This window comes from Streptomyces sp. CWNU-52B (assembly GCF_047444975.1).
GTDB lineage: Bacteria > Actinomycetota > Actinomycetes > Streptomycetales > Streptomycetaceae > Streptomyces.
Genome location: NZ_JBLFJV010000008.1, coordinates 237682 through 263413, shown reverse-complemented (window position 1 = coordinate 263413; position 25732 = coordinate 237682). Strand labels below are relative to the sequence as shown.

23 protein-coding genes and 2 pseudogenes are annotated in these 25732 nt (G+C 70.8%); 13 read left to right on the top strand and 12 right to left on the bottom strand.

Translation table 11 applies throughout. The annotated features are described in order from the left end of the window. Positions 1 to 298: 298 nt before the first annotated feature. Complete coding sequence (locus ACLVWQ_RS12095; protein WP_414108480.1) at positions 299 to 709, bottom strand: cupin domain-containing protein; 411 nt, start codon at positions 707 to 709, stop codon at positions 299 to 301. A gap of 37 nt (positions 710 to 746) precedes the next feature. Further along, positions 747 to 1502, bottom strand: coding sequence for a DUF2249 domain-containing protein (locus ACLVWQ_RS12090; RefSeq protein WP_414108392.1), 756 nt, complete (start codon positions 1500 to 1502; stop codon positions 747 to 749). Between the two features lie 283 nt (positions 1503 to 1785). Here ACLVWQ_RS12090 and ACLVWQ_RS12085 point away from each other — a divergent pair, with 283 nt between their 5' ends. From ACLVWQ_RS12085 to ACLVWQ_RS12075, 3 genes are all read left to right on the top strand, one after another. After that, entirely contained in the window at positions 1786 to 2484 is a 699-nt protein-coding gene (locus ACLVWQ_RS12085; protein WP_414108391.1) for a helix-turn-helix transcriptional regulator, read from the top strand. An 81-nt stretch (positions 2485 to 2565) separates the two neighbouring features. Further along, positions 2566 to 2934, top strand: coding sequence for a cupin domain-containing protein (locus ACLVWQ_RS12080; protein WP_414108390.1), 369 nt, complete (start codon positions 2566 to 2568; stop codon positions 2932 to 2934). A 110-nt stretch (positions 2935 to 3044) separates the two neighbouring features. After that, on the top strand, positions 3045 to 3479 hold the full coding sequence (locus ACLVWQ_RS12075) for a hypothetical protein (RefSeq protein WP_414108389.1): 435 nt from the start codon (positions 3045 to 3047) through the stop codon (positions 3477 to 3479). A 38-nt stretch (positions 3480 to 3517) separates the two neighbouring features. Here ACLVWQ_RS12075 and ACLVWQ_RS12070 read toward each other — a convergent pair whose 3' ends face one another. From ACLVWQ_RS12070 to ACLVWQ_RS12045, 6 genes are all read right to left on the bottom strand, one after another. Further along, entirely contained in the window at positions 3518 to 4585 is a 1068-nt protein-coding gene (locus tag ACLVWQ_RS12070; protein ID WP_414108388.1) for an EamA family transporter, read from the bottom strand. Positions 4586 to 4867: 282 nt separating this feature from the next. Further along, positions 4868 to 5122, bottom strand: a complete 255-nt coding sequence (locus ACLVWQ_RS12065) for a helix-turn-helix domain-containing protein (protein ID WP_414108387.1) — start codon at positions 5120 to 5122, stop codon at positions 4868 to 4870. 92 nt (positions 5123 to 5214) lie between these two features. After that, complete coding sequence (locus tag ACLVWQ_RS12060) at positions 5215 to 6225, bottom strand: phosphotransferase family protein (protein ID WP_414108386.1); 1011 nt, start codon at positions 6223 to 6225, stop codon at positions 5215 to 5217. Positions 6226 to 6637: 412 nt separating this feature from the next. Beyond that, a complete protein-coding gene (locus tag ACLVWQ_RS12055; RefSeq protein WP_414108385.1) occupies positions 6638 to 7150 on the bottom strand; it encodes a hypothetical protein in 513 nt (170 codons plus the stop codon). Positions 7151 to 7239: 89 nt separating this feature from the next. Beyond that, positions 7240 to 7977, bottom strand: a complete 738-nt coding sequence (locus tag ACLVWQ_RS12050; protein WP_414108384.1) for a Crp/Fnr family transcriptional regulator — start codon at positions 7975 to 7977, stop codon at positions 7240 to 7242. 1470 nt (positions 7978 to 9447) lie between these two features. Continuing rightward, positions 9448 to 12366, bottom strand: coding sequence for an FAD-binding and (Fe-S)-binding domain-containing protein (locus ACLVWQ_RS12045; RefSeq protein ID WP_414108383.1), 2919 nt, complete (start codon positions 12364 to 12366; stop codon positions 9448 to 9450). A 229-nt stretch (positions 12367 to 12595) separates the two neighbouring features. Between ACLVWQ_RS12045 and ACLVWQ_RS12040 the strand changes: the two genes are divergently transcribed. The 7 genes from ACLVWQ_RS12040 to ACLVWQ_RS12010 all read left to right on the top strand — a co-directional run bounded on the left by ACLVWQ_RS12040 (position 12596) and on the right by ACLVWQ_RS12010 (position 19541). Continuing rightward, positions 12596 to 14371: an ATP-binding protein gene (locus ACLVWQ_RS12040; protein WP_414108382.1), complete on the top strand. Its 1776-nt coding sequence runs from the start codon at positions 12596 to 12598 to the stop codon at positions 14369 to 14371. Further along, positions 14368 to 14829, top strand: coding sequence for a roadblock/LC7 domain-containing protein (locus tag ACLVWQ_RS12035; protein WP_414108381.1), 462 nt, complete (start codon positions 14368 to 14370; stop codon positions 14827 to 14829). The genes ACLVWQ_RS12040 and ACLVWQ_RS12035 overlap by 4 nt, the downstream gene beginning before the upstream one ends. Continuing rightward, complete coding sequence (locus ACLVWQ_RS12030; RefSeq protein WP_414108380.1) at positions 14826 to 15182, top strand: DUF742 domain-containing protein; 357 nt, start codon at positions 14826 to 14828, stop codon at positions 15180 to 15182. The genes ACLVWQ_RS12035 and ACLVWQ_RS12030 overlap by 4 nt, the downstream gene beginning before the upstream one ends. 75 nt (positions 15183 to 15257) lie before the next feature. Continuing rightward, positions 15258 to 16511 (top strand): cytochrome P450, encoded by a 1254-nt coding sequence (locus ACLVWQ_RS12025; protein WP_414108378.1) that lies wholly within the window; start codon positions 15258 to 15260, stop codon positions 16509 to 16511. A gap of 307 nt (positions 16512 to 16818) precedes the next feature. Then, entirely contained in the window at positions 16819 to 17937 is a 1119-nt protein-coding gene (gene serC, locus ACLVWQ_RS12020; protein ID WP_414108377.1) for a phosphoserine transaminase, read from the top strand. Positions 17938 to 18049: 112 nt separating this feature from the next. Next, the gene (locus ACLVWQ_RS12015; protein WP_414108376.1) at positions 18050 to 18424 is read left to right on the top strand and encodes a MerR family transcriptional regulator; all 375 of its coding nucleotides are present in this window, start codon (positions 18050 to 18052) and stop codon (positions 18422 to 18424) included. A gap of 172 nt (positions 18425 to 18596) precedes the next feature. After that, positions 18597 to 19541, top strand: coding sequence for an NADP-dependent oxidoreductase (locus ACLVWQ_RS12010; protein WP_414108375.1), 945 nt, complete (start codon positions 18597 to 18599; stop codon positions 19539 to 19541). A 74-nt stretch (positions 19542 to 19615) separates the two neighbouring features. On the opposite strand, the gene ACLVWQ_RS12005 is transcribed toward ACLVWQ_RS12010, so the two are convergent. Next, positions 19616 to 20305, bottom strand: coding sequence for a class I SAM-dependent DNA methyltransferase (locus ACLVWQ_RS12005; RefSeq protein ID WP_414108374.1), 690 nt, complete (start codon positions 20303 to 20305; stop codon positions 19616 to 19618). 41 nt (positions 20306 to 20346) lie between these two features. Then, positions 20347 to 20682: pseudogene (locus tag ACLVWQ_RS12000) on the bottom strand (hypothetical protein); the annotation flags it as partial. 276 nt (positions 20683 to 20958) lie between these two features. On the opposite strand from ACLVWQ_RS12000, the pseudogene ACLVWQ_RS11995 reads away from it, so the two are divergent. Continuing rightward, a pseudogene (locus ACLVWQ_RS11995) lies at positions 20959 to 21450 on the top strand (DUF6879 family protein); the annotation flags it as partial. A 66-nt stretch (positions 21451 to 21516) separates the two neighbouring features. Beyond that, entirely contained in the window at positions 21517 to 22071 is a 555-nt protein-coding gene (locus tag ACLVWQ_RS11990) for a hypothetical protein (RefSeq protein WP_414108373.1), read from the top strand. A gap of 65 nt (positions 22072 to 22136) precedes the next feature. On the opposite strand, the gene ACLVWQ_RS11985 is transcribed toward ACLVWQ_RS11990, so the two are convergent. Continuing rightward, the gene (locus tag ACLVWQ_RS11985; RefSeq protein ID WP_414108372.1) at positions 22137 to 23672 is read right to left on the bottom strand and encodes a cellulase family glycosylhydrolase; all 1536 of its coding nucleotides are present in this window, start codon (positions 23670 to 23672) and stop codon (positions 22137 to 22139) included. Positions 23673 to 23969: 297 nt separating this feature from the next. On the opposite strand from ACLVWQ_RS11985, the gene ACLVWQ_RS11980 reads away from it, so the two are divergent. Continuing rightward, complete coding sequence (locus tag ACLVWQ_RS11980) at positions 23970 to 24584, top strand: hypothetical protein (protein ID WP_414108371.1); 615 nt, start codon at positions 23970 to 23972, stop codon at positions 24582 to 24584. Between the two features lie 117 nt (positions 24585 to 24701). On the opposite strand, the gene ACLVWQ_RS11975 is transcribed toward ACLVWQ_RS11980, so the two are convergent. Further along, complete coding sequence (locus ACLVWQ_RS11975; RefSeq protein WP_414108369.1) at positions 24702 to 25691, bottom strand: WD40 repeat domain-containing protein; 990 nt, start codon at positions 25689 to 25691, stop codon at positions 24702 to 24704. Positions 25692 to 25732 lie beyond the last annotated feature (41 nt).

Sequence of the window (25732 nt, the reverse complement as noted above, 5' to 3'; positions counted from 1 at the left end):
GGTGTGCGGTGTACGGCGCGGCGCGATGCGCACAGTGCGGTCCGGTGCGGTGCGGTCCGGTGCGCGGCGCGTGTCGCGCTCTGGAGCATGGCAGCGGCCGAATAAACAAGCAAGCGTGCTTGCATAATTGACACGTCACGCGGAACGCGCCCCGGCCGGTCGCGGGGAGGCCACCGCTTCCGATACGTCGGTTTCTCCGGCGAGGGTGCCTTCGGTGACACCGGCGCGGCCGAGGGCGAAGGCGAGGCCGCCGGGCAGGTCTACCGCTCCGCTGAGGCCGGCCTTCGCGGAGCGGCGATCAGACGTCCGTCGCCAGGCGGGACCGGATCTGCATGCCGGGGCGTCGGCGGTGAACGGTGAGGTAGGACAGACCATCCGCACCTGCCGTGATGCGGCGGGTCGAGCCGTGGGGGAGCCAGAACAGCACGCCACCTGTGAGGGGTTCGGTCCCGTCGCCGGTGCCGAGGGTGCCGTGTCCGGAGACGACGAGCAGGAGCACGTCGAGGTCGGGCTCGGCGTGGGTCCCCACGCACTGGTGAGCCGGTAGCTGCACGAGGTTGGCGTCGAGTTGACGGCCGGACTCGGTGAGCTTCCACACGGCACCCGCCTTCGCCGGATCGGCACCGCCGAGGGCATGGACGTCGCACAGCCGGCTCGGTGTCGGCGCGGCGGCGGACCCCGGCGAGGGCACGGCACCGTCCGCGTCGATCGCTCCGGGGGTTCCGGGGGTTCCGGGAGGCGGGGTGTCAGGCACCACCGGCCGCCTTTCCGATCCGTACCCGCCAGACCTCCGGGCCGGATTCGACGTAGTCCCAGGTGTGGGTGTCCGGGTGGGTGGCTTCGAACTCGCGGCGCAGGGGTTTGGGGTCGTGGTTGTTGACCAGGACGAAGCTCTCGCCAGGGGCCAGCCGGCCGTAGCGCGCGAAGATCCGCGGGTGGCGTCGGCCGTGCGGGATCTCACGGACGTCGAGGACCGGCGGATGGTCGAGTTCGCCGCCCGCGAGCAGGGTCAGCATGTCCGTGACCAGGGTGGGCAGATCCGCGCCGGGCAGGGCGGCGAGCGCGGGCAGCAGGACGGTCTCCTCGACGGCCAGATGGACGTCCAGGACCGCCTCGATCACCTGGGCGACGGCGACCCCGGCGGCGGTGCGGTCGGTGGCGGCGAGTGCGTCGATGCGCGCGTCGAGGGCCGCGGTCGTGGTGCGCAGGGCCTGGACCAGCAGGCGGGTCTCGGCCGCGCCCGAGGCGGCCGAGAAGAGCGCCTGGTCGGCGGCAGCCAGGTGGCGGCGCAGTTCACCGGTGCAGAAATCCACCAGGGCCGCGTGCGCGAGGCCCGGGGTGTCGGCGACCGGTTCGGCTTCGCCGAAGGCGGCGAGCCCCATCCGCAGCCGTTGGTGCACGGCATGGATCACCGCCTGGGCCCGGACGGCCGGGTCGGTCTCTGTCGCCTCGATGAAGATCTCGGAACAGCCCTCGGAATAGCCCTCTGATGACGATGCCACAGCGCCGTGCTCCTCTCAGCCTCCTCTCCCAATTATTACATGTATTATTTGGAGAAACCTCTCGGGTGGCGTGCGGAGCGGATCGTGACCTACGTGATCGCCGAGCCTCGCGTCGACGTGAAGACAAGGCGTGCGTAGAGGAGTTGCCCCTGTCGACCGTCGACCGCGTCTACGGGGGCAGCGTTCCTTGTACATTCGTCCGGACGACTGCGGGGCCCGGGAGCCGGAGTGGCAGGTCCGCCCCCGCCACACTGTCGCCGCAACTCGGGAAAGGCTGACCACCATGGCCACCAACCAGGAGCGGGGGGATCGGCAACAGCGGGACCGGCAACAGCTTTCCGGACGCCGCCGCGCGGTGCTCGACACCGTGCAGACCGCCGGTGCCCCGCTGGGCGTCAACGAGGTCGCCGACCGGCTCGACGTGCACCCCAACACGGTCCGCTTCCATCTCGACGCGCTCGTGGCGCAAGCCCGCGTCGAGCGGACGGTGGAGCGACCGTCGGGTCCGGGGCGCCCGCGCACGGTCTACGCGCCGAAACCGGGGATGGACCGGGGCGGTACACGCCGCTACCGGATGCTGGCCCGGATGCTGCTCAGCCAACTGGCCGCGGCAGGGCCCGGTACCGAGGCGGCCGCCGGCGAAGCGGGACGCGCCTGGGGCCGGTATCTGGTCGAGCAGGTCCCGCCGTCGCGCCGGCTGAGCACGGACGAAGCCGTCGGCCGGCTGGCCGCGATGCTCGACGACCTGGGGTTCGACCCACAGGTCACCGACGGCGGTGAGGTGCCCGGCCCCGTCCGGCTGCGGCACTGCCCCTTCCTCGAACTCGCCGAGGAGTACGGCACGATCGTCTGTCCGCTCCACCTGGGCCTGATGCAGGGCGCCCTCACGGAACTGCGCGCCCCGGTGGAAGCCGTCCGGCTCGAACCTTTCGCCGAACCCGGCGCGTGCCTGGCCCATCTGGCGCCCTCCACGGCCGCATAGAACCCATTCGTACACCAGCCCCCGCACGGATACGGAGCGCATCGCAGGCTCACCCGCGCCGCGAACGAGGAGTCGTCACCCATGTACGTCGCCGACACCGGATCCACCCCCCGCCGCCGAGCCCCCGTGGCCGGCGGCCCGACTGCCGCACCGCTCCTGACCGCTGCCACCTCCGACCGGGTCGCCGTCGTCCACCTGGAGATCCCGCCGGGCGGTGGCCTTCCCGAGCACGACCACGGCGCCTCGCAGATCGTCCTGATCCCGGTCTCCGGGTCCGTCCAGGTGCGCCACGGCGGGGACGTACACACCCTGGCGCCCGGCTCGGCGGCGCACATCGACACCGGTGAGCGGGTCAGCCTCGCGAACCCGGGCACCGCGCCCGCCTCCCTGATGGTCGTGGCCTCGCCCCCGGAGTTCGCGGCCCGGCTGGAGGCGTGGCCGACCGCCTGAAGCACCGGGCCACGGTGCCACCGCCGGACGCCTCGGCATTCCCATGCGACGGCGACGTCCCACAACGGCTTGTGCCGGACGCCGCCCCGGACACGAGGGAGACCACAGCGATGAATACGACGCCGGCAGCCGTGGCGGGCGCGGCCACCTTTCTCTGGCTCGGGATGGTGCTGGCGATCTCCTTCCTGGAGGCGCCGCTGAAGTTCCGGGCCCCGGGAGTGACGATCCCGATCGGACTCGGCATCGGCCGGCTGGTCTTCCGCGCGCTCAACCTCGTCGAGACCGCCCTCGCCGTGACGGTTGTCGCCGCGGTCGCCGCGGCCACGCCGTCCACGGCCGTCGTCACGCTCACCGCGATCGCCCTGGCGGTCCTGGCCGGACAGCTCGCGGTCGTCCGCCCCCGTCTGAACAGGCGTTCCGACGCCGTGCTCGCGGGCGAGGACCCCTCACGGCACCGGTCCCGCGCCCACCTGTACTACGTGGCGCTGGAGCTCGTGAAGGTGCTGTCCCTGTTCGCACTGGGCTGTGCGGTACTGGCCCGTTGACCGAGGCGCGGGTGGCCTCTGATCCCGGTGCCTCCAGGTCAGGTGGTTGAGTTGGTCGTGGTCGTGGTCGTGGTCGTGGTCGTGGTCGAGGCGGTCGAGGCGGCGGCCGCCTTGGACTCCAGCCCCTTCGCCCTGCCCCGCCCCACCTGGGTCCGTACCGCGCCCATGCTCGCGACGATGACCAGGGCGATCGCGAGCGCCTCGGTGACGGACAGGGTCTGGCTCAGGATCAGGAAGCCGGCGAGCGAGGCGATGGCCGGTTCCAGGCTCATCAGGACCGCGAACGTGGAGGCGGGCAGGCGGCGCAGGGCCAGGAGTTCCAGCGTGTACGGGAGGACGGAGGACAGGATCGCCACGGCGGAGCCCAGGGCGATCGTCGTCGGGTTCAGGAGCCTGCCGCCGGACTCGACCAGGCCCAGCGGCAGGAAGACCACGGCCGCGACCACCATCGCCAGCGCCAGCCCGTCGGCCTGCGGGAAGCGGCGCCCCGTACGCGCACTGAAGACGATGTACGCGGCCCACATCGAGCCGGCCGACAGGGCGTAGGCGACGCCGACCGGGTCGAGGCTGCTGAAGCCTCCGCCGCCCAGCAGGAAGACCCCGACGAGCGCGAGGCCCGCCCAGAGGAGGTTGGCGACCCGGCGGGAGGCGACGACCGAGAGGATCAGCGGGCCGAGCACTTCGAGCGTGACGGCGGGGCCGAGCGGGATGCGGGCGAGCGACTGGTAGAAGAGGCCGTTCATCGCGGCCATCGTGACGCCGAAGACGACGACCGTGCCCCAGTCGGCACGCGAGTGTCCGCGCACGCTGGGCCGGCAGATCACCATCAGCACGAGCGCGGCGACCGCGAGGCGGAGCGTCACGACACCGAGCGCTCCGACGCGCGGCATGAGGCGCACGGCGAGGGCTCCGCCGAACTGCACGGAGATGCCTCCGGCGAGCACGAGCCCCACGGACCCGAGTGTCGTCGCGGACCTCGCCCCCGACGCCGGGCCTGACCCCGGACCGCCCTCTACGCCCGGGGCGCCGGACTCGACCGGCGGCCCTACGGCGGCGGTCGTGGGGGTGGTGACCGTCGGGGCGCGGTCGGCGCTGGGGATGTTCACGGGGGCGTCCAGGTGGTTCGGGTCGAGATCAAGTGATTGGTTCGTGCAGCATGATGGACTTGAGAGTCCAGAGTAATGGACTCCGTCAGGGCTGTGAAGCCACTTTGGAGCTTACGGGGACGCTGCACTGCGAGCGGAAGCCCCCGGCAGTAGGGGGCAGGGGGCGCGCCGGAGCGCCGACGGGAGGCACTTAGCCGGGGCCGACTTCGTGGTTGACGCTCACCGCTCCGGCGTACCCAGGCTCCGCCTCACCGCCTCACCGAAGGTTCCCCACTGTGGCCTTTACGGCAGCTCGCCACCGATTGCGTGCAGGTAGGCGGCCGTGGTCGAGGTGTCCAGGCGCGCGAGGCCCCGCTCGATCTGGCTGATCCGCCCTTGGGTGACCCCCATGACCTCGGCGACCTGCACCTGGGTGAACCCCTGCGCCTTACGGAGAGCGGCCAGTTCATGACCTCGCTCGGCGGCGACCAGTTCCGCCTTGATGGCGTCGACGCGCTCGCGCTTCTCGGGAGTGATGTCGGCCGTCAGATCGGCCATGGTGCCGAGTTTCATCCGCCCTGCCCTTTCTTCTCCTGCTCCAGCGCCAATGCTCTGAGGCAATCCGAGGGTCGCCTACCGTCGTCAGAGAGTCAGCCGTACCGGCGAAACAGTGCCTCAAGGTAATCCTCAAGACGTCCGGTGAGAGTCCGGGCGGTCAGGTCGGTGCGGCCCAGCTCGTTCCAGGGTCCGGCGACCTTCTCGGCGTCCGGGGCGAAGGCCAGCGCGTCCAGCAGCCGCCAGTACAGGTGATCGGCCCGCTCACCGCTCAGCCGACCGCCCGCGGCTACGTAGAGGTCGGCGAACCTCATGCCGATGTCCGGGCCGTGCAGGAGGGCGAGCGCTGTGGAGCAGTGGGCGACGTCCAGGTCGGCCGGGCCCCAGGACGTCTCGACCCAGTCCACCACGCCGCTGACGCGCAGGTCCTCGCCGTGTCCGCTGAACAGCACGTTGCCGGGGTGGAAGTCCCGGTGCAGGAAGCACCCCTCGTAGTCCGGTGGGTCCCGCCGGATGGCGTCGACCGCGCGCCCCCACAGCTCCGGCCGGCCCGGCGCATCCGGCAGCCGCACTCGCTCGGGGGAGGTCCATGCCTGGTAGGAGCGTGGGCGCGTGTGCTCGGTGATCCGTACCCGGTGGATCTTCACCAGGTGACGGGCCAGGAGTTCGGCCCGCGCCCCGACCTGGTCCTGTTCCAGCCGGATACCGCCGGGCAGCATCGACATCAGCAGCGACGGGTGGTCACAGTGCTCCCCGGCCGCGTCGACGGCCTGGAGGGTGGCCGCCGGCACATCGGTGGTCCTCAGCAGCGTGAGGACCTGTGCCTCGCGGGCGAGGAGCCCCTCCGCGGCCCGCAGGAAGAAGGGCTTGACGAAGGACCGGAGCACCAACTGACGTCTGCCGCCCGCGCCGGAGATGTGGAGGCGACGCATCTCCGAGGTCCAGCCACCGCGAAGCCGCTCGGCGGACTCGACACGCTCCCCTTCGGGCAGCTGTTTCTCGACCCACGCACGCGTGGCCGCCCACTCTTGGTCATCCAAATTATCCGAACCGTCCGAACCGACTGCGTCAGAAGTGACGTGCGCCCGCCCCGCGTGCTCGACCATGCGGAGAACCTACCGAGTCAAAGCCTGGCAGGACTTCCGCCAGACGACTGCCCCACACCTGTGCCGCTTGCCGACGACTGCGGCGGACTCGTGGAGCGCCGGGGAGGTTCACCGGGCCGTCCAAGTGGTTCGGGTCAGGGACGGATGCAGAGTTAGCACATCACGATGAACTTCTTAGTTTCAGATAGTGGACTACATCAGGGCCGTGAAGCCGTCTTGGAACTTGCTGGGCCCTCCGGAGAGCACTCGCCTTGGCACCGGACCCACAACCGGCGCCACCCGGTTCACAACGCTCGGATCCGGTGCCGCCACGGGAGGCCACGGGGAGGGGCACAGGGCAACCACGCTCAGGCGGGAAGGTCTTGCCCCAGCCGCCCTGGCGCGGTCGTCACGCCGTTCTGCACCGGGCCGGTCAGCCGCGTCTGAGCACAGTGATCCGGTGCTGCGCGGCCACCACGGCCCGCGCCAGTTCGCAGCGTGCGTTCTCCTGCTTCATGGCCCTGCCGAGCTGGGAGCGCTGCTCGGACCGGGACGTTGCCGAGAAGTCGGTCTCGGGCAGGCCGGTGGCGAGGTACTCCTCGACACGTTCGATGACCTTCGTCAGGTCGGGTCCGATGATCCCGGCGTGGTCGACGACGCCCTTGATCATGTTGGCGATCTGGGCTATGTCCTCGAAGTCCTCCGCGCGGCAGGGCTTCTGAGTGAGGCTGCACTGGGCCTTGTACAGGTCTGAGAGCCACTGGTCGGGCTTGTCGAATTCGGTGTTCGCCTGGTCCTTGTGGCGGATCCTCTGGATCCAGGCGAAGACCTGCCTGTGGTGTACGAGGGTGTACGTGGTGAGGGCGCCCGTGAGGACGGCGCCGACGACGGTCGCCACCAGGGCGCCGGCGCTGGTCCCGATCGCCAGCGTGTTGCTGGTCATCATGCTGTTGGTCCGTTCAGAGTTACGCCGCTGCGTGCCCGCAGAAGAGGGAAGGCAGCGTCGGGTGGTGGGTCCGGTGGGCCGGGATGGTGTCAGCGCCCGGCGGCGCAGTGGCGCAGTCCCTCGATGTCATTGACGACGAGCTGCCGGTATCGGGCTTCGACGATGTCGCCGTGGTAGCGCAGGGTCCGGAGCGCGCTCTCCGCGGTGGAGACGCCGATCTGGAGAGCCGCGGCGATGTCCTTCTGACTGATGCCGGAGATGACTGTGCGGTAGGAGGCTTCGGCATCGGGGACACCGGTGGTCTCGGCGAGGTGGACCACGAGCCGGCTGACGCGCTCGAGGGGAGGTCGGGTGACCATGGTGTAGAGGACTTCGTCGCTGCGGTTTCGGGCCTCAAGGCTGCGCAGGAGGGCGCGCTGGACCTCGAGTCGCCGGCGGAGCAGCGCGTTGAAGGGCTGCTCGTCGCAGGGGATGGCAATGGTCCGGGTCAGACACCGGGTACGTACCGAGGAATCGTCAGGGGTGATGAGTTTGGCCTCTCCCACGACCTGGCCGCGCCCCCTGAACCTGGTGACCGTGAGGGCACCGCGTCCTTCCCCGAACGGAAAGCGCTCCTGCTTCACGGCGCCGTCCCAGACGATGTAGATGTCCCGGTCGTCCGATCCCATCGGCAGGCTCTCACCCGGCTTGAAGAGATGAGCGCGCAGTCCCGCCCGCAGCAGGCGTCGCCAGGTGTCGGCGCTCAGTCCGCGCGGGAAACTCCCTTCCGGCATACCGGTGTTGCACTGGAGGTCGACCGGCCGGGCGGTCTCGAGAGCGGGGGGCATCGTCACTCTCCCGTTCCGACGGGCATGACGGGACGTGCCCCGGCGTACACGCCCCGCATGAGGCGATCGTGACGGTGGGTCACTAACAGAGTGCCGCGGTGCCTGCGGCAGGACGGCGGTATGACGCCGTCGAGGTTGGCGGTGCGCATGAGCTGTCTGAATCCTTGTTCGGAAGGCGGTGCTGGGACCCCACTGAACAGCGGGGCCCCACGTCGGTGGGTCCGTCGTCCTTTCCGGGAGGTACGGGAGGTACACGTCGACCGGGTGGTGTCGGCCCAGTCAGGTGATGGCGATGGTTAACGCCATCAAGTTACTCCCCTGCAGGAGTGAAGAGCCACTCACACTTTCGAGAACCTCTCGGGAGAATCACGACCCCGCCGGGACACCTCACCGGGAGGGGATGTTGCAGTCCGCAACCCCAGTCGGCCTGCATAAACAAGCCTCAGCACACCACAAAAGGATTCGGAGGGTATTCCATTAATCCCCAGCACGCGCACCCGAAGAGATTTTCTCGCACATGATCGGAATACGGCACGAACATGAACCGGCAGCAAAAACGGGAGGCCCTGAGGCACCACCCTCAGAGACCCCCCGAAAAGGTCCGGACCCACCAAGGTTCAGACCACTGCCACGCTAACACCATCGGAGAGGCCAAGGACACTACCGGCTAGTCACACCAGGCCAGGGCGCCCTGAACCGCCATTGAGACTCCGCAGACAGAGGGGTTTGTTACAAAGCCTCACTCGATCCGATCAGCCTCACGCGACAACTGCACACCCTGACGCTTCGCCCCCTTTTGCCCACGCAAGGGGGAGGCCGCGCCCCTACTGCACGTGCATGACAGCGTTATCACCGACTAGCACCGATCAAGACCAACCATTTTCGGTCAGCCGCAAACACGCCTCCATCGGCCGGCTGCACCGGACAGAGTGCAATCAACACTTCCTCCAGAGGGGGAGACCGACACCTCAAGCCATTCGCACCTCTCGACAAAGGATAAATATTCCGAGGTCAGACGCCGACCCCAAGAAAATATCCATTGGACCCTGCATGCGAACGAAATACGGGCAGAAACTCCTTCGGCAAAGCACAATCACTGCAAATGTCGACTAGTGCCCTGAGTCGCTGTTCGTGAACCTGTGGGTGCTTCCTGCCACAGCAGACCCCTCAGCCACCGCCGCCGAATAACTTCGGCTGCGTCAGCTCCGGCGCAGCGCACACCAGTTGCAGCCCGACCGGGCCACGGAGCCGATACGCGCCCACCACAGGTACCGATCACTCGGCTACACAGTGTGATATTCGCGCGGCGCGTGTGCGCCCCCTGTCACGCCCGGCGCACCCCCGATCGGGTCGCGTCACTCCGAGCGCCTGCCCCCGACAGCCCTGCACGGCTCCAGAGCTGCCTCCGAGCCAGGCCGCGTTGAGGGGTGCGACCCGGCCCGGACCTCTGACGTGAGTGAGACCCTCCCGTCAGGCGTCAGGCAGACCCTCCGCCAAGGCCTCCGCCAAGTGCCGCCCCCGTACCCCTCCCACCTGTTCCAGTTGGGTGCGGCAGGAGAAGCCGTCTGCCAGGATCACCGTTCCCTTCTCCGCCGCTCGGACCGCTGGGAGCAGTTGTTCCTCCGCGCAGGCCGTCGACACCTCGAAGTGGCCCTTCTCGAAGCCGAAGTTGCCCGCCAGGCCGCAGCAGCCGCCCGTCAGGGAGCCGGTCAGGCCCGCCGCCTCGCGCAGGCGGCGGTCCGGCGCGTCGCCCAGGACTGCGTGCTGGTGGCAGTGGGTCTGGCCGACGACCGGGCGGTCGAGCCGCGGCGGCGTCCACTGCGGCGCGTGCCGCTCCAGCGCCTCCGCGAACGTCAGCACCGCCGCCGCCAGCCGCCCCGCCCGCGGATCGTCGGGCAGCAGTTCCGGCAGATCCGTCCGCAGGGCCGCCGCGCAGCTCGGTTCCAGGACGACGACGGGCGGGGTCTCCTGAGAAGAGAGGAGCGGGTCCAGCAGGTCCAGGGTGCGGCGCAGCACCTCGCGCGCACCGTCCAGCTGGCCCGTCGAAACATACGTCAGACCGCAGCAGACCCGGTCCCGGGGAGTCGCCGGCGGCGGTGCCACCGTCAGGCCGGCCGCCTCCAGGACCCGTACCGCCGCCTTCCCGACGGACGGGGAGAGGTGTTCCGTGAAGGTGTCCGGCCACAGGACCACCGCCACCGGCCCGGGTACGCCCTCTCCCCGCCGCTCCGCGGACCCGGCCCGCGCCCCGGACCCCCGGCCGTCCCACCAGCGGGTGAACGTCTCCCCCGCCACCCGCGGGATCTCCCGCTCGGGCGCGATCCCGCCCAGCCGCTTGGCCGCCGCCGCCAACGGCCCCACCGAGGCGAGGAAGTTGACCAGCCGCGCCGTACGGGTGCGGTCCACCAGCCGCAGCCACCGCGGCAGCCGGCCCATCGCGTAGTGCGCCGCCGGGCGGCGGCGGCCCGCGTAGTGGTGGTGCAGGAACTCCGCCTTGTACGTGGCCATGTCGACGCCGACCGGGCAGTCCGTGCGGCAGCCCTTGCAGGACAGGCAGAGGTCCAGCGCGTCGCGCACCTCCGTCGAGCGCCAGCCGTCCGTGATCACCTCGCCCGCCAGCATCTCGTGCAGCAGCCGCGCCCGCCCCCGCGTGGAGTGCTCCTCCTCCCCGGTGACCCGGAACGACGGACACATCACCGAGGAGCCGGCCGCCCCAGCCGCCCCGGAGGCCGCCGCCGGCGTACGGCACTTGGCGACGCCCACGCACCGGCGTACCGCCGCCGAGAAGTCCCCGCCGTCCGCCGGGTAGCCGAACTCCACGTCCACGGGCCTGCTCGGCAGGACCGCGAACCGCAGGTTCTCGTCCAGGCGATCCGGCCTCACCAGCATGCCGGGGTTGAGCAGCCCTTCCGGGTCCCAGAGGTCCTTCACCCGCTCGAAGAGTCCTACCACCCGGGGCCCGTACATCTTCGGCAGCAGTTCGGCCCGTGCCTGCCCGTCCCCGTGCTCCCCCGACAGCGAGCCGCCGTGCGCGACGACCAGTTCGGCCAGGTCCTCCGAGAAGCTCCGGAAGCGGCCCACGCCCGCCGGCGTCAACAGGTCGAAGTCGATACGTACATGGATGCAGCCGTCCCCGAAGTGGCCGTAGGGCGCGCCGCGCAGCCCGTGGGACCTCAACAGCCCCCGGAACTCCCGCAGATACGCGCCGAGCCGGGCCGGTGGCACCGCGCAGTCCTCCCAGCCGGGCCACGCCTCGGTGCCGTCCGGCATCCGGGTCGCCGTGCCGCTGGCGTCCTCGCGGATGCGCCACAGCGCGCGCTGGCCGGCGGGGTCGGTGACCACCAAGGAGTCCGTCACCGAGTCCGTCACCGAGTGCGTCGCCTTCGCCGTGCGCACGATCCCCTCGGCACGCGCGCGTGCCTCCGCCGCCGTGTCACCGCCCGTCTCCACGAACAGCCAGGCGCCGCCGCGCGGCAGCCCCGCGTCCGGGGGTACGAGGTCGGCCGCCATCCCCTCCACCGTGAGCGGCCCGTGCGGCAGCAGGCCCGCCGCCGCTTCCGCCGCCGCGCTCTCGTCGGCGTACCCGAGGACGGCGAGGGCACGCGCGCGGGGTGCCTCGACCAGCCGTACGACCGCCTCGGTGAGGATGCCGAGGGTGCCCTCCGAGCCGCAGAGGGAGCGGGCCACGTCGGCGCCCCGCTCGGGCAGCAGCGCGTCGAGGGCGTACCCGGAGATACGGCGCGGCAGATCGGGGAAACCGGTCCGCAGGACGCTCAACTCGCCCTCCACCAGGGCCCGCAGACCGTCGGGGGCGCCCGCCCAGTCACGGCCGGCCCGCAGGCGGTCGCCGCGCGCGGTGATCACCGACAGCTCGCGCACGCTGTCCGCCGTCGTGCCCCAGGCCACCGAGTGCGATCCGCAGGAGTTGTTGCCGATCATCCCGCCGAGCGTGCACCGGCCGTGGGTCGAGGGGTCGGGCCCGAAGCGCAGCCCGTGCGGCGCGGCCGCCTCCTGGAGGCGGTCCAGGACGACGCCCGGCTGGACCACGGCCGTACGCGTGCCGGGGTCGAGGGACACGATCCGGTTCATGTGCCGGGTGAAGTCGAGGACCACGCCCGTACCGGTCGCCTGCCCCGCGATCGACGTACCGCCGCCGCGCGCCACCACCGGCACACCGAGCGTGGCGCAGACGGACAGGGCCACCGCCACGTCGTCGGCGTCTCTCGGGGCGACCACGCCCAGCGGTACGCGCCGGTAGTTGGACGCGTCCATGGTGTGCAGCGCCCGCGCGGTCGCGTCGAAGGCGACCTCGCCACGCACGGTTCCACGCAGGGACTTCTCCAGCGCCGACCGCAACTCCCCGAGACCCGCTTCCCTCTTGTCGCTCATGTCCCCAGCATGCATCTCCGCACGGCGGCGACCGGAGGCATTCCCTCCGACGAGCCGTGGTTCCTTTCGTGCGCCCCATTGCGCGCCGGGGCGGCTACTTTCCGATTCGAGGACGAATTGTGAGAGTGCGCCGGAACCTGCCCGTTCCGATCACGAAGTCCCATATAGTGACCGCCAGTTGAGCACCAGGTGTCGCATCCCGCCCAGGACACGACCGAGGACACGATTCATGACCGCGCCCACCTCGCAAGCGCGCCCCACGAAAGATCGGCCGTCCCTCGCACAACTCGGCAGCGAACGTCCCCGTCTGCGTACCGTCGCGGTCGTTCCGCTCCTCACGGCCGTACCGGCCGCGTGCGCCGTCGGCGCCGCGGTCGCCCTGGCTCCCGAACAGGCGCGCGTGCCCCTCGGCTGGGGCCTGGGCGCGGCGGCGCTCCTGCTGTGCGCGGCAGCGGCCGTGGCCGGCCGCGCCGTTCAGACGTCCCGATTACTCCTCCACCGGCTCGAAGCCGTCTCCCGGGACGCCGGCCGATTAGTACGGGAGAAGGCAGCCCTCGCGGAGGAATCCGCCCGGGAACTCACCCGGCTCACCGACGAGTTCACCCGCGAACGCGCGCGGCTCGCCGAGCAGAACGCCCACCAGAAGGTCCGCCTCGCCGCCGAACTCGACCGGGAGCGCACCCGGCACGGCACGGAGAACGCGCGCGCGGCCGAGGAGTTGCGGCAGGCGAGAACCGACCGGGCCACCGCGGTCTCGGCGGCGGCCACCACCTCCGGCCGGCTACAGGCCATGGCCACAAGCATGCTGGCCGATCTGCGCGCCATGGAGGAACGTCACTCCGACGAGGACGTGCTCGCCGACCTCCTCCACCTCGACCACCGCACCGCGCAGGCGGGCCGGCTCGCCGACTCCGTGGCCGTCCTGACGGGTGCGCGTTCGGGCCGCCGCTGGGCACGGCCCATCGTCATGGAGTCGATCCTGCGCGGCGCGATGGGCCGCATCAGCGGCTATCAGCGCGTACGCGTCCACTCGTCGAGCGAGGCGGCGGTCGCCGGGCACGCCGCCGAGGGCGTGATGCACGCGCTCGCCGAGATCCTCGACAACGCCGCGAACTTCTCTCCCCCGACGGCCGAGGTGCACGTCTACGTGGAGGAGGTGCCCGCCGGGGTCATCGTCTCCGTGGAGGACAGCGGCCTGGTGATGGGCGAGGCACAGCTGCGGCGCGCCGAACGGGCCGTCTCCGGCGCGGAGCCCGAACTCGGCGGCCTCACCGGCACCCGGCTCGGCCTCACGGTCGTCGGCCGGCTCGCCCGCAAGTACGGGCTCACGGTCTCCTTCCGCCCCTCCGCGCGCGGCGGCACGGGCGTCCTGGTCCGCATCCCTCAGGACATCCTCACGACCCCGGCACCACTCTTCACTCCAGCACCGGCACCGCCCTCGTCGCCCTGGGCGCCTTCGTCGACTCCGGGCCCGGCTTCGGCTCCGGGACCGGGACCGACTTCGGCCCAGGCGCCGTCCTCCCCACCGTCCCCACCGTCCCCGGACACAGTCGTACGGGGGTCCGCGGCGCCCTTCCCCGGCCCGCGCCCCGGACCCTGGTCCGACCCGGCGGAGTCCCCGTGGTCCGACTCGACGGGGTCCTCCTGGTCCGGCTCGCAGGGGTCGTACGCCGCCTCCCACTCCATGCCCGACCTGGACCCGGAGCCGGTGCCGGCCCACGGTTTCCGGCCCCGGCCCGCCGACCCCGCCGAGCTGCTCCCCAAGCGGCATCGCGGCCGCACCCTCGCCGAGGCCGAGGCCGAGGCGGACACCACCCGCTCTCCCTCCCCCACCCCCAACCCCTCCCCGACGTCAGCCCCGGCCCCCACCTCCGCCGACGTGATGAGCCACGCCGCCCGCTTCAACAGCTTCCGCCAAGCCGTACGCCGCACTCCGGCGGACGAGTCCGGGCAGGCCCGTACGAGCCCTGCCGTCCCCCACCCGGAAGGCGACCCCACATCATGACCGTCCTCCCCACCGGCATCTCCGCCACCACCGGCATCTCCACCACCACCGGTACCGCTGTCCTGAACACCGAAGAGAAGCTCGGCTGGCTCGTACAGGGGCTGCTGGCGCGCACCCCGGGCGCCCGGCACGCGCTCGTGCTCTCCCGGGACGGCCTGAAACTGTGCCGCACACCGGAACTCTCCGCCGACCAGGCCGACCAGCTCGCCGCCATCGCCGCGGGGATCCAGTCGCTGTCCCACGGGGCCTCCATCCAGTTCGGGGACGGCACCGGGGGCGTACGGTCGGCGATGACCGAGTTCTACGGCGGGATCCTGTTCATCATCGAGGCCGGCGAGGGCGCGCATCTGGCCGTGGTCACGACCGAGGAGGCGGACGCCGGGATCGTCGGACACACCATGGGCGAGCTCGTGGAACAACTCGGCGAACACCTGAGCGCGCGGCCACGTACGCCATGAGCCGGCCGGGCAGGGACGACGCGCCCGACCGGCTCTACACCCTCACGCAGGGGCGCACCCGGTCCACCCCCGGCACCCCCTTCGACCTGTTGACACTGGTCGTCGCCGAGTGCGATCCCGTACCCGGCATGCAGTCGGAGCACGCGGCGATCCTGCGCCTCACCGAGCGGCCCACCGCCGTCGCGGAGGTCGCCGCCGAACTCCGGCTGCCGGCGAGCATCACGAAGATCCTGCTCTCCGACCTGCTCGCCGAGGGCCGCGTCAGCGCCCGCCATCCCCGCCGGGCCGAGCTCGGCGGCCGTCCCGATTCCCACATCCTGGAGCAGGTGCTAGTTGGACTGCGCAACCTCTGACGCCCCGCGTACGCAGTCGTGGTCGCGTACGTGTTCCTCGGTCGCCCACGGCCCGTCCGCCGAGCCGGCCGCCCGGTGAACGAGAACCCCGTGCACCTCGGCGGACCCCGCTTCCGGTCCGAACCGGCCGCGCTGTACCGGGAGTTGCGGCGCGAGTACGGCGCGGTGGCTCCGGTGCTGCTCGACGCGGACATCCCGGCGTGGCTCGTACTCGGCTACCGCGAGCTGCACCAGGTCACCGGTGACCCCGTGCTGTTCAGCCGCGACTCGGACCTCTGGAACCAGTGGGACCGGGTCCCCGACGACTGGCCGATGCTGCCGGTGATCGGCCGCGGACGCTCCGCCTCGCCGCACGGCTCCGCTCCGCACGGCGCCGGTTCCGTCCTGCACACCGTCGGCGAACGCCATCGCGCGCGTGCGGCGGTGATCGGCGGCGCGCTCGAAGCCGTCGACCCCTTCGAACTGCGCGCCCACGCCGAACGGTTCGCCGACGAGCTGATCGACGCGGTGTGCGCCGACGCCAAGGGCGAGACCGATCTGGTCGCGCACTACGCGGCGCTGCTCCCCGTACGCGTCCTCGCCACCCTCTTCGGATTCGCCGACGAGCAGGGGCCGGGCCTCGTCGCCGCCCTGAACGACATGGTCGACGGCCACGAGGACGCCATCGCCGGGCAGTTGCACGTGGCCACCGCCATGGCACACCTGGTGGCGGAACGGGCGGCGCGCCCCGCGGACGACGTGGTCAGCCGGATGCTCGCCTCGGGGCGTACGGCAGGGGGCCTGGCCCTCTCCCACGAGGAGATCACCCAGGACCTGATCGTCATGCTGGCCGCGGGCCACCAGCCGACCGCCGCGTGGATCGGCAACTCGCTGCGGCTGATGCTGACGGACACGCGTTTCGCGGCCTCGCTGTTCGGTGGCCGGCGCAGTGTCGCCGAGGCCATGAACGAGGTCCTGTGGGAGGACTCGCCCACCCAGAACGTGGCCGGGCGCTGGGCGGCCCGCGACACACGGCTCGGCGGACGGGCCCTGCGCGCGGGGGATCTGCTGCTCCTGGGCATCCAGGCCGCGAACCACGACCCGCAGGTCCGCACCCACGGGACCGCGCTGCCCGGTGGCAACGGTGCGCACTTCTCCTTCGGGCACGGGGAGCATCGGTGCCCGTTCCCGGCGCAGGAGATCGCGGAGGTCGTCGCGCGCACGGCGATCGAGGTCGTCCTCGACCGGCTGCCGGACATCGACCTGGCGGTCCCCGCATCCACGCTGACGCGACGCACGTCCCCGTGGCTGGGCGGCCTGACGACCTTGCCGGTGCGCTTCACCCCATGACAGACGACATTCGCCCCCGCCGCCCCTACCCGTCCCGTCCCCGGGGGCTCCGCCCCCAGACCCCCGGATCGGCCTGAACGGCCTCGTCCTCAAACGCCGGACGGGCTGAAAAGCAGGGGCGCGGGGAACTGCGCGATCAGCCCCCACCGGACCCGCACCAGACAGACAGCCGGGGAGGCGCGGGCGAAGCCCCGCCTACAAGGGGCGCGGGGAACTGCGCGCCCAGCCCCCACCGCACCCGCGCCCACCCGTCTCATCCGACGGACGACGTTTCACCCAGGTTTCCGGAAACGGCTACGCTCCCGTTGTGGCTGATATCCAGATCCCCGCTGACCTCAAGCCCGCCGACGGCCGTTTCGGCGCGGGCCCCTCCAAGGTGCGTACGGAGTCGCTCACCGCGCTCGCCGCAACGGGCACGTCCCTCATGGGCACGTCCCACCGCCAGGCCCCGGTCAAGAACCTCGTGGGGAAGGTCCGCGAAGGTGTGAGCGACCTCTTCCAGCTCCCCGAGGGGTACGAGGTCGTCCTCGGCAACGGCGGCTCCACCGCGTTCTGGGACGTCGCGACCCACGGTCTGATCGACGACAAGTCCCAGCACCTCACCTTCGGCGAGTTCTCGTCGAAGTTCGCGAAGGCCGCCAAGCTGGCGCCCTGGCTGGCCGACCCGGACGTCATCACCTCCGAGCCGGGCACGCATCCCGAGCCGGTCGCCCAGTCGGGCGTGGACGTGTACGCCCTCACCCACAACGAGACCTCCACCGGTGTAGCCGCCCCGATCAAGCGGCCCGCGGGCGCCGACGACGGCTCCCTCGTCCTGGTGGACGCCACCTCCGGCGCGGGCGGCCTCCCGGTCGACATCACGGAGACGGACGTCTACTACTTCGCCCCGCAGAAGTCGTTCGCGGCGGACGGCGGCCTGTGGATCGGCGTCTTCTCCCCGGCGGCGATCGAGCGCGCCGAGCGGATCCACGCGAGCGGACGGCACGTACCGGAGTTCTTCTCCCTCCCCACCGCGATCGACAACTCGCGCAAGAACCAGACGTACAACACCCCGGCCCTCGCCACGCTGTTCCTCCTGAACGACCAGCTGGAGTGGCTGAACGGCCAGGGCGGTCTCGACTGGGCGGTCCGCCGCACGGCGACCTCCTCGCGCACGCTGTACGGCTGGGCCGAGGACGTCAAGTACGCGAACCCGTTCGTCACCGACCCGGCCAAGCGCTCGCAGGTCATCGGCACGATCGACTTCTCGGACGACGTCGACGCCGCCGCCGTGGCCAAGGTCCTGCGCGCCAACGGCATCGTCGACACCGAGCCCTACCGCAAGCTGGGCCGCAACCAGCTCCGCGTCGCGATGTTCCCGGCGGTGGACCCGGCGGACGTCGAGGCCCTCACCAAGTGCATCGACTACGTGATCGAGAAGCTCTGACCCGTACGACGACGTGTACGCCGATGGGGGCGCCGGAGAACACCGGTCGCCCCCATCGGCGTATCCGTAGGGCACATCGGTATCGCACATCGGTATCAGGGAGAGAACCATCATGCGAATCGGCGAGGTGGCGGCGGAAGCGGGCGTAAGTACCCGGGTACTCCGCTATTACGAGCAGCAGCAACTGCTCACCTCGACCCGGACGCCGGCCGGGCATCGCGTGTACGAGAACAGCGCCGTGGAGCGGGTCCAGCTCATCCAACTGCTCTACGCCGCGGGGCTCTCCAGCCGGGCCGTCCGTGCGCTGCTGCCCTCCGTGGAGGCGGGTGAGGCGACCCCGGAGGTGCTTCAGCTCCTGGCGGCCGAACGTCAGCGCATGGAACAGCGCATCGCCGGCCTGCTCACCACGCGCGACCGCCTGGAGGACGTGATCGAGGCGGCGGTCGACCCCCACCACGACTGCGTCGACCGTGCCCGGACGAGGTGAGGAACCCGACATCTGCGCGCCTGCGCGCTCGCGCGCTTGCACCTGACACCGGTGTCACGTCGTAGCGTCCGGAGGAGTCGGCAGGGCGCCGATCCCACGGAGACGGAGCCGGAGCCGGTGAGCGTCGGCACCCGTGGGACGTAGGACGTAGTCCGGTCCAGGAGAGATGACAATGAGTGAAGCATTCGGGTTCCGCGAGTTCGGCGGGCCGCAGGTCCAGGAGTTCTTCGACCGGCCGGATCCGGTGCCGAACCCGTCGGAGGTCCTGATCCGGGTCACCGTCGCCGCCGTCAACCCCCTTGACCACAAGCTGCGTTCCGGCATCATGCCGCAGTTCTACGGCGACCGGCCGTTCCCGCAGGTGTTCGGGGCGGAGGCCACCGGGGTCGTACTGGCCGTGGGAGAGGCGGTCGAGGGACTCGCCGTGGGCGACACCGTGTTCGGCTGCTCCCTCGACGGGGCCGGGACCTACGCGGAGACCACCGTCCTGCACGGGGCCTACACCGCGCGCAAGCCCGAGGGCCTCCGCGACGACTGGGCGGCCACCATCCCGGTGGCGGCCACGTCCGCCTTGAACGCGGTGGACCAGCTCGATCTGCCCAGCGGCGCGACGGTACTGGTCAACGGCGTCGGCGGCGGTGTCGGGCTGCTGACCGCGCAGGTCGCCCGCGATCGTGGCCTGAACGTCATCGGCACGGGCAGCACCGCCAAGCGGACGCTCGCGGAAGCGGCCGGCGCGACGTTCGTCGACTACACCGACGGTGATGTCCTCGCCCGGGTGCGCGAGCTCGCACCGGACGGGGTCGACGGCCTGGTGGACCTCGTCGGCGGCGCGTCCCTGCGCACGCTGGCTCCGCTGGCCCGCGACCCCAAGAAGGTGGTGTCCGTCACCGACCCGACGGTGGCCGAGCTGGGCGGCGAGATGGTGCTCCGCCGCATGGACCGGACGGACCTGGAAGACGCGGCCGCCCTGATGGTGCAGGGCCGCCTCGACCCGTACATCGTCAAGACGTACCCCTTCTCACAGGCAGCCGAAGCCGTGGCCCTGGTGGAGAGCGGCCACGCACTCGGCAAGGTGGTCATCGACGTGACCAGCCGTACCGCGACCCAGTCCTGAGCCCGACACCCAGGGCGCCCGGCAGACACCGGGCGCCCCTGCCGGTCGTACGCCGGTATGGCCGTCATGCTCGTTCACTCCGCGCGGACGGGCGCCTCCGCGCGGACGATCAGAGTGCCGATGTGGCCGGGCTTCGGAGCATCGAGCACGCGCGCTTCGACCGAGACGAAACCGGCCCGGGTCAGCAGACGCTCCCAGACCGCGGGCCGGTAGCTGTAGCGGTACGTGAACATCGCTCTGCCCGTGAATCCGCCCTTGTACATGCCCTGCGGGCCGTACGCCCCGGGAATCGCGGGCGGCTGCGAGAACACGAACACCCCTCCGGGGTTGAGCCGGGACCGTACGAGCGGAAAGAGGCGCCCCGGGTCGGCGAACCAGGCGGCGCCGAAGATCGAGTAGACGGCGTCATACGTGACGCCGGGCATCCCGTCGTCGGCCCCGGCCAGCCACTCCAGGACCTCCCCACAGGCGAAGCCCGCACCCGTGTCGGCCCACCGCTCGGTGCTCTTCTTCACCATGACCGGTGACAGATCGACCCCCTGCGCGCTGATGCCGCGCCGGGCCAGGAAGGCGAGGGCACGGCCGGTACCGCAGCCGATCTCCAGCACGCTGCGCGGCGGCGGGGCACCGAGCAGCTCAGGACCGGGCCCGTGCCCGGTGTACTGCGTCCAGCAGAACACCGGCTCGGCACCGTCCTTGAAGACGGACTCCGCGAAGGTGTCCCACAGCTCCGCCTCGGCACAGATGTCGTGCGGTGCGGGCACCGTGCGCTCCTCCCTGCGATTCGATCGCTGGTCTCAGCGATTCAGTGGCTGTCCGGGACCTTGTTGTCGCACGGCGAGCAGTCCGCGCCGTCGATCGCCCACAGCTCCTCGTCGACGGCGAACCCGATGGATTTCAGGAAGTCCGCGGTGCGCAGACAGAGTCCGTCACGACGGCGCTCAACGAACGGAGCGTGGTGCTTGTAACGGCCCGCGTTGTACGTGTCGCAGAGCGCCCACCACACAGGCGTGTCGAGGATGAGCTGGTGGACACCGATGTCGACGAGCTTGCCGACACCGAGGTGAACCTGCGGGTGTTCCATGCAACCGACGGTGTACATGACCGCGTTGCCCAGGACTCGGTCCGCCATGTCGCGGACGGTCATGGACGTTTCCTTACCTTGAGGTGAAGTGCGGTGAGGTGAGGTGAGACGTCGTACCGCGCTGGTGACACGCCCCAGTCGCGCAGTTCCTCCCTGGCCATGGACAGGACGCTAGAGGCCGAGAACCGGTCGGCACTACGCTGCTTTCTCGAATTTGCTCGACAGACTGCTCAGATTGCTCGCATTTTCTTCTACGCCCCTCCTCGCTCCGTCGCGCCCGGCCGAACCCCCGTCCATGCTGATTGGATCAACGCCTCAGGAAGGACCGCGTCCATGGCTCGTCAGCTACTCTTCACCGACACCGACAGCAAGGTCGACGGCTGTCCCGCACTGCACACGGACGCCGGAACGGGCGAGATCATCGTTCAGGGTACGCCGGTCACCGACCCTGCCGACATCGCGCAGCTCCGGCACTTCGGTCCGGGAGAGGCCGCAGTGGTCGTGCCGCGTGAACTGATCGTGAACTGGGGGCCGAAGGCGGTGAAGCGAGTGCCGGAACTGGTCGACCGGGACACCTTCCGGCGCCTCTTCGAGACCTTCGAGCACACCGCTTGGCGGTTCGAGACGCGTCGCGGCTACGCGTCAGACCGTCAGGACCCCGACTACCAGGCGTTCCTGACCACAGGGTCGTCGACCTGGGATCCCAGTGAGCCCTGGTTCACCAACATCCGTCGCCAGACCGATACCGGCAAGACCGTCGGCCGCGTCCGTATCGCCGACAAGCCGCCCACCACGGAACAGTTGTTCCTGCTCGGCTGTCGCCGGTTCCTCGTGGAACCCGTGCCGCCAGGGACCGACCCTCCGTGGTCGGCAGAGTGAATAATCCCCCGCATGGATCAGGGACTTGCGGCGTTGCTGGGTGCGTCGGTCGGCGTTCTCGGCACGGTTGCGGCGTCGGCCATCTCCAGTGGGTCGATTCGGCGGCAGTTGGAGGGGCAGGCCAAGGTCGAGCACGCCCAGTGGCGCAGGCAACTGCGGCGCGACGCGTACAGCGCGTTCCTGGCCCCGGCCAACGAGTCACGCAGCGCACTGAAGACGGCCGCACGAGCGCTGGTAGGCGACGCCCCGGACTTGGCGGAGGCCGATCGGCGGCTCCGGATCGCGCAGGACCAGTTGGTTCTGGTGCAGGTAGCTTGGGCCGGCCTCGCGGTGGAGGGACCCGAGTCGGTCGAGCAGGCCGCCCACAGCGTCCACCTGGGACTCCACTCGATGCATACGACTCTCCTCGCCTGGCGCGACTCATCGGGCGCCCCGGATCGCAACGTCGACTTCGTCGAGCGTCACGCGGTCGAGGTGACCATGGTCTCCGAACGCTTCGGCAGCTTCACCTCGGTGGCGCGGTCCGCCCTGGACGACACCGACCTTCCGTCGAGGAGGCGCCGCTGAGACTCGACGCAGACCACGGCGGCCGCGGCACCCCTGGCTCACCTCCACCAACTGCGTCAGCCGGCTCACGTGGCCGTGCAGCTCACCGCAGGCGCGCCCCCGCCCCCGGGCGCGCCCCCGAACCCGAACGTGGCCGAACCGCCCACCGCCACCGCCCCGTTGTGGTCGGCGTTCGTCGCCGTCACCTTCGTGCCGGCCTGGGTGTAGGACGCGTTCCACATGCTGGTGATCTGCTGGGTGCCGGGCCAGGTCCAGGTCGCCGACCACGACGTGAGTGCCGTCGTGCCGGAGTTGGTGATCTTCACCTCGGCGTTGAAGCCGCCGCCCCAGTCGCTGCTCACGGTGTACGCGGCGGTGCAGGCGGCGGTGCCCCCTCCGGGGTCGCCCGGGTCGCCGGGGTCGCCGCCGGACCCGGGCGGGAAGCCCGGTGCCTTGACGCTCGCCAGGTAGCCGTCCTTCACCGTGTCCACGGTCGTCCAGTCGTCCTTCAGGATGCCGCCCGTGTCACCGGAGTTGGGGTTCCACGACCAGAAGGTCCAGGAGATGCTGTCCGCGCCGTACGTGCTCGTGGGGCGGAGGTAGGTCACCAGCGCCGCGAGCCACTTCTGGTCGACGGTCGACTGGAGTGTCGTACCGAACTCGCCCACCCACACCGGCGCGATGTTCTGCTTGAAGATGTAGCCCCAGTACTTGTCCCAGATCCCCGGCATGTTGGCGGGGAAGGACGGATCGCTGAACCAGCTCTGCTGGGCCACGCTGGTCGCGTAGTCGTGGGCCGAGTAGACCACCCGGTTCGGCACGTCCAGTTGCACCGGGTACTGCGCGACCCCCATCAGGTTGCCGCCCCACCAGCCCGACACCCCGTCGACCGTCTGCACGCCCTCCACGAAGACCAGCAGCTCGGGGTTGACGGACAGGACCGCGTTCCCGGCGCGCTGGGCGGCCAGCCGCCAGTCCCTCGTCGTGTCGCCGCAGCCCCAACAGGCCGGATCGTGCGGCTCGTTGTGCAGGTCGATGCCGATCACCGTCGAGTTGCCCCGGTAACGGGTGGCCAGCGCCTTGAGGTTGGTGATCCACGTCGTCTCGGGGACCGCCGACGTGTACCAGAGCGCCGATTGACCCGCCGCGTCGGGCCGGTGCCGGTCCAGTACGACCTTCAGGCCGTCCTGACCCGCGTACGCCACGATCTTGTCCATGATCTGGAGGGGTGAGAGCCCCTGGAGGTCGGCGTTCTTGCCGCCGGAGAAGTCGATGCTGTTGGCCACGGCACCGCTCTTGAGGATGTCGTCGCTGTACGGCAGCCGGATGGTGTTGTACCCGAGCGAGTCCATCTGGTCGATCATGCTCTTGTAGTCGCGCGTCCAGAGCCCGTGGACGGCGTTGTTGGAGGTCTCGAACCCGAACCAGTTGATGCCGGCGATCCGTACCGGCTGGCCCGCTGCGTCCAGGAGTTGCCGTCCACTGGTGTGCCAGTAACCGGCTCCCGGCTCGGCGGCCTCCGCGACGGCTGCCGTGTCGGCGTGGACCGCCTGGACACCGGCCAGCGGCAACAGGAGCGCCGCGGCGGCAGCACCCAGCGCTCTTCGCAAGCTGCGGAACATGTCGCTGCTTCCTCTCGGGAGGCGCGGGCCCGGAACGGGTGGGAGCGCTCCCACCGCACCACGTACCCCTATGGAAGACATTGGCTGTGGACACGTCAAGAACTCGTGCGGCATTCGGGACACACCAAGTGACAGACAGGACTCCGGGGTCCGGGGTCCGGGGTCCGGGGTCCGGGGTCCCGGGTCCGGGGTTCCCGCCAACCGGGCGGGTCTCCGGGCGGGTCCGGCATGGCTCCGTGCCGGGGCGCGTGGTGCCCGGATGCTGAAGACCTCCGAACCATGCATGCAGGAGGGACCATGGCCGACCGCCCGAGCCGTCGAGAAGCCGCCCGGCAGTCGACCTCACCTACATCACCCACGCCCTCCGCGCCGGGACGTGGCACCGACGGTCAGCCGGGGGTCATCGGCATCGCCCTCGCCGCGGTGCTGACGGCCGCGCTCGCGCAGGGTTCCTGGCAGTGGTTCGCCACCTACATCGGGGTGACGCTGCTCGCGGTGATCTTCTCCTTCTACCGGCTGCCGGCGTGGACGCCAGGGCTCGGATACGCGTATCTACGGAATCTGATCGCGTTCTCACTGGTCGTCGGCCTGTGCGTGGCGATCACGCTGGCCCCCGCGCTGCAACGCTGGGCGTGGTTGTTCCCGATGCCGGGCACTCGGGACGGGTGTCCTGAGGTGGGCAGGTACGAGGGCATCCGGGCGGAGGCCGCGCTGGGGAGGCTGGCCGGGCTGGACGGCGCCGCCTTGACCCACGCGCAGGAGGCCACGGTCCATGCCGCTGTCGCCGACTGCCTGTCGGCCACCACGACCCTGTGGCTTCCGGCGTACGGGGCGGGGGTGGCCGTACTGGTGGGCCTTGGCGCGTGGGGCCTCGCCCGAAGCCGGGCCCATGACCGGGCGGCGGGCTCGTGACCGGGCAGCGGGCTCGGCCACGAGCGCGGGCTCGGAACCGCGCTGACGGCCGTTGCCGACGCCCAGCCCCACCGTCGCCCAGCCGGCCCGACGCCCAGCTCGCCCGTCGCCGGTTGCCTAGTCGCCGCGCCGGAACAGTCGCTTGAGGCCGTAGACGACCGCGAGGGCGACGACCAGGGCGACCGCGCCCATCTTGAAGTCGCCGGTCGAGCCGTCGTCGCCGTCGGCCGAACTGCCGCTGCCCGACGACGACTTGCCGTCTCCGCCGCCCTCGCCCGGGGCGTCCCGCGGCTCCACCGAACTCCCCGCGCCCTCGCTCCCGTACAGCAGGGTGGATCCGTCGGGGGTGTACGTGACCGACTCGCCCTGCCCCTGCAACGGCACGCTCAGCCGGCCCTGCCGCTTCGGCTTGCCGTTGTTCCACTCGTACGCGAGGCCGTTGAAATAGCCGCGTACGGCGAGCTGCTTGCCGTCGGGAGAGAAGGCGGCGTCGGTGGCCCAGAGGTCGATGTCGGCGGTGCGCTCGAAGGTGTTGGTGCCGGAGGCGGAGAGTTCGGCGGGGCCCTCGTACAGGCCGCCGCCCTCCTCGTTCTTCGAGATGATGTAGACCCGGCCGGTCTTCGGGTGCACCATCAGCGCCTCGGCGTCCCGGGCCCCGTCCGCGTACTTCACGTCGTACTGCGTGGCGCGGACGGTCTGGTCCTTGAGTTCCTTCGGCTCGGGCAGTTCGTAGATCCACACGTGGTCCCACTTGCCGCCGAGGTTGTCGCCGATGTCGCCCACGTAGAGGTGGCCGTCGGGCCCGATCGAGATGGCCTCGACGTCCCGGGGCCGCCCGACGCCCGACATGGTGACGGTCGCGACCGTCTTGCCGCTCCTGCTGTCGACGGCGTAGAGGAAGGCGCCGTCGTCGCTGTCGTTGTGGGTCCAGTAGATGCCGGGGTGGGCCCGGGAGGCGGCCAGCCCGCTGGACTCGGTGATCCGGGGGTCCTCGAGCGTGAACCCGTCCGAACCCTCCGACCCGTCGTCATCGGCGGCGGCAACGGCGGGCGCGGCGAGCACCCCGGCGAGAAGGGCCCCGGCAAGGAGCACGAACGAGCGACGCATGCCCCCAAGCCTGCCACCCCGGCCGTAGGTTCGGCGTGCGT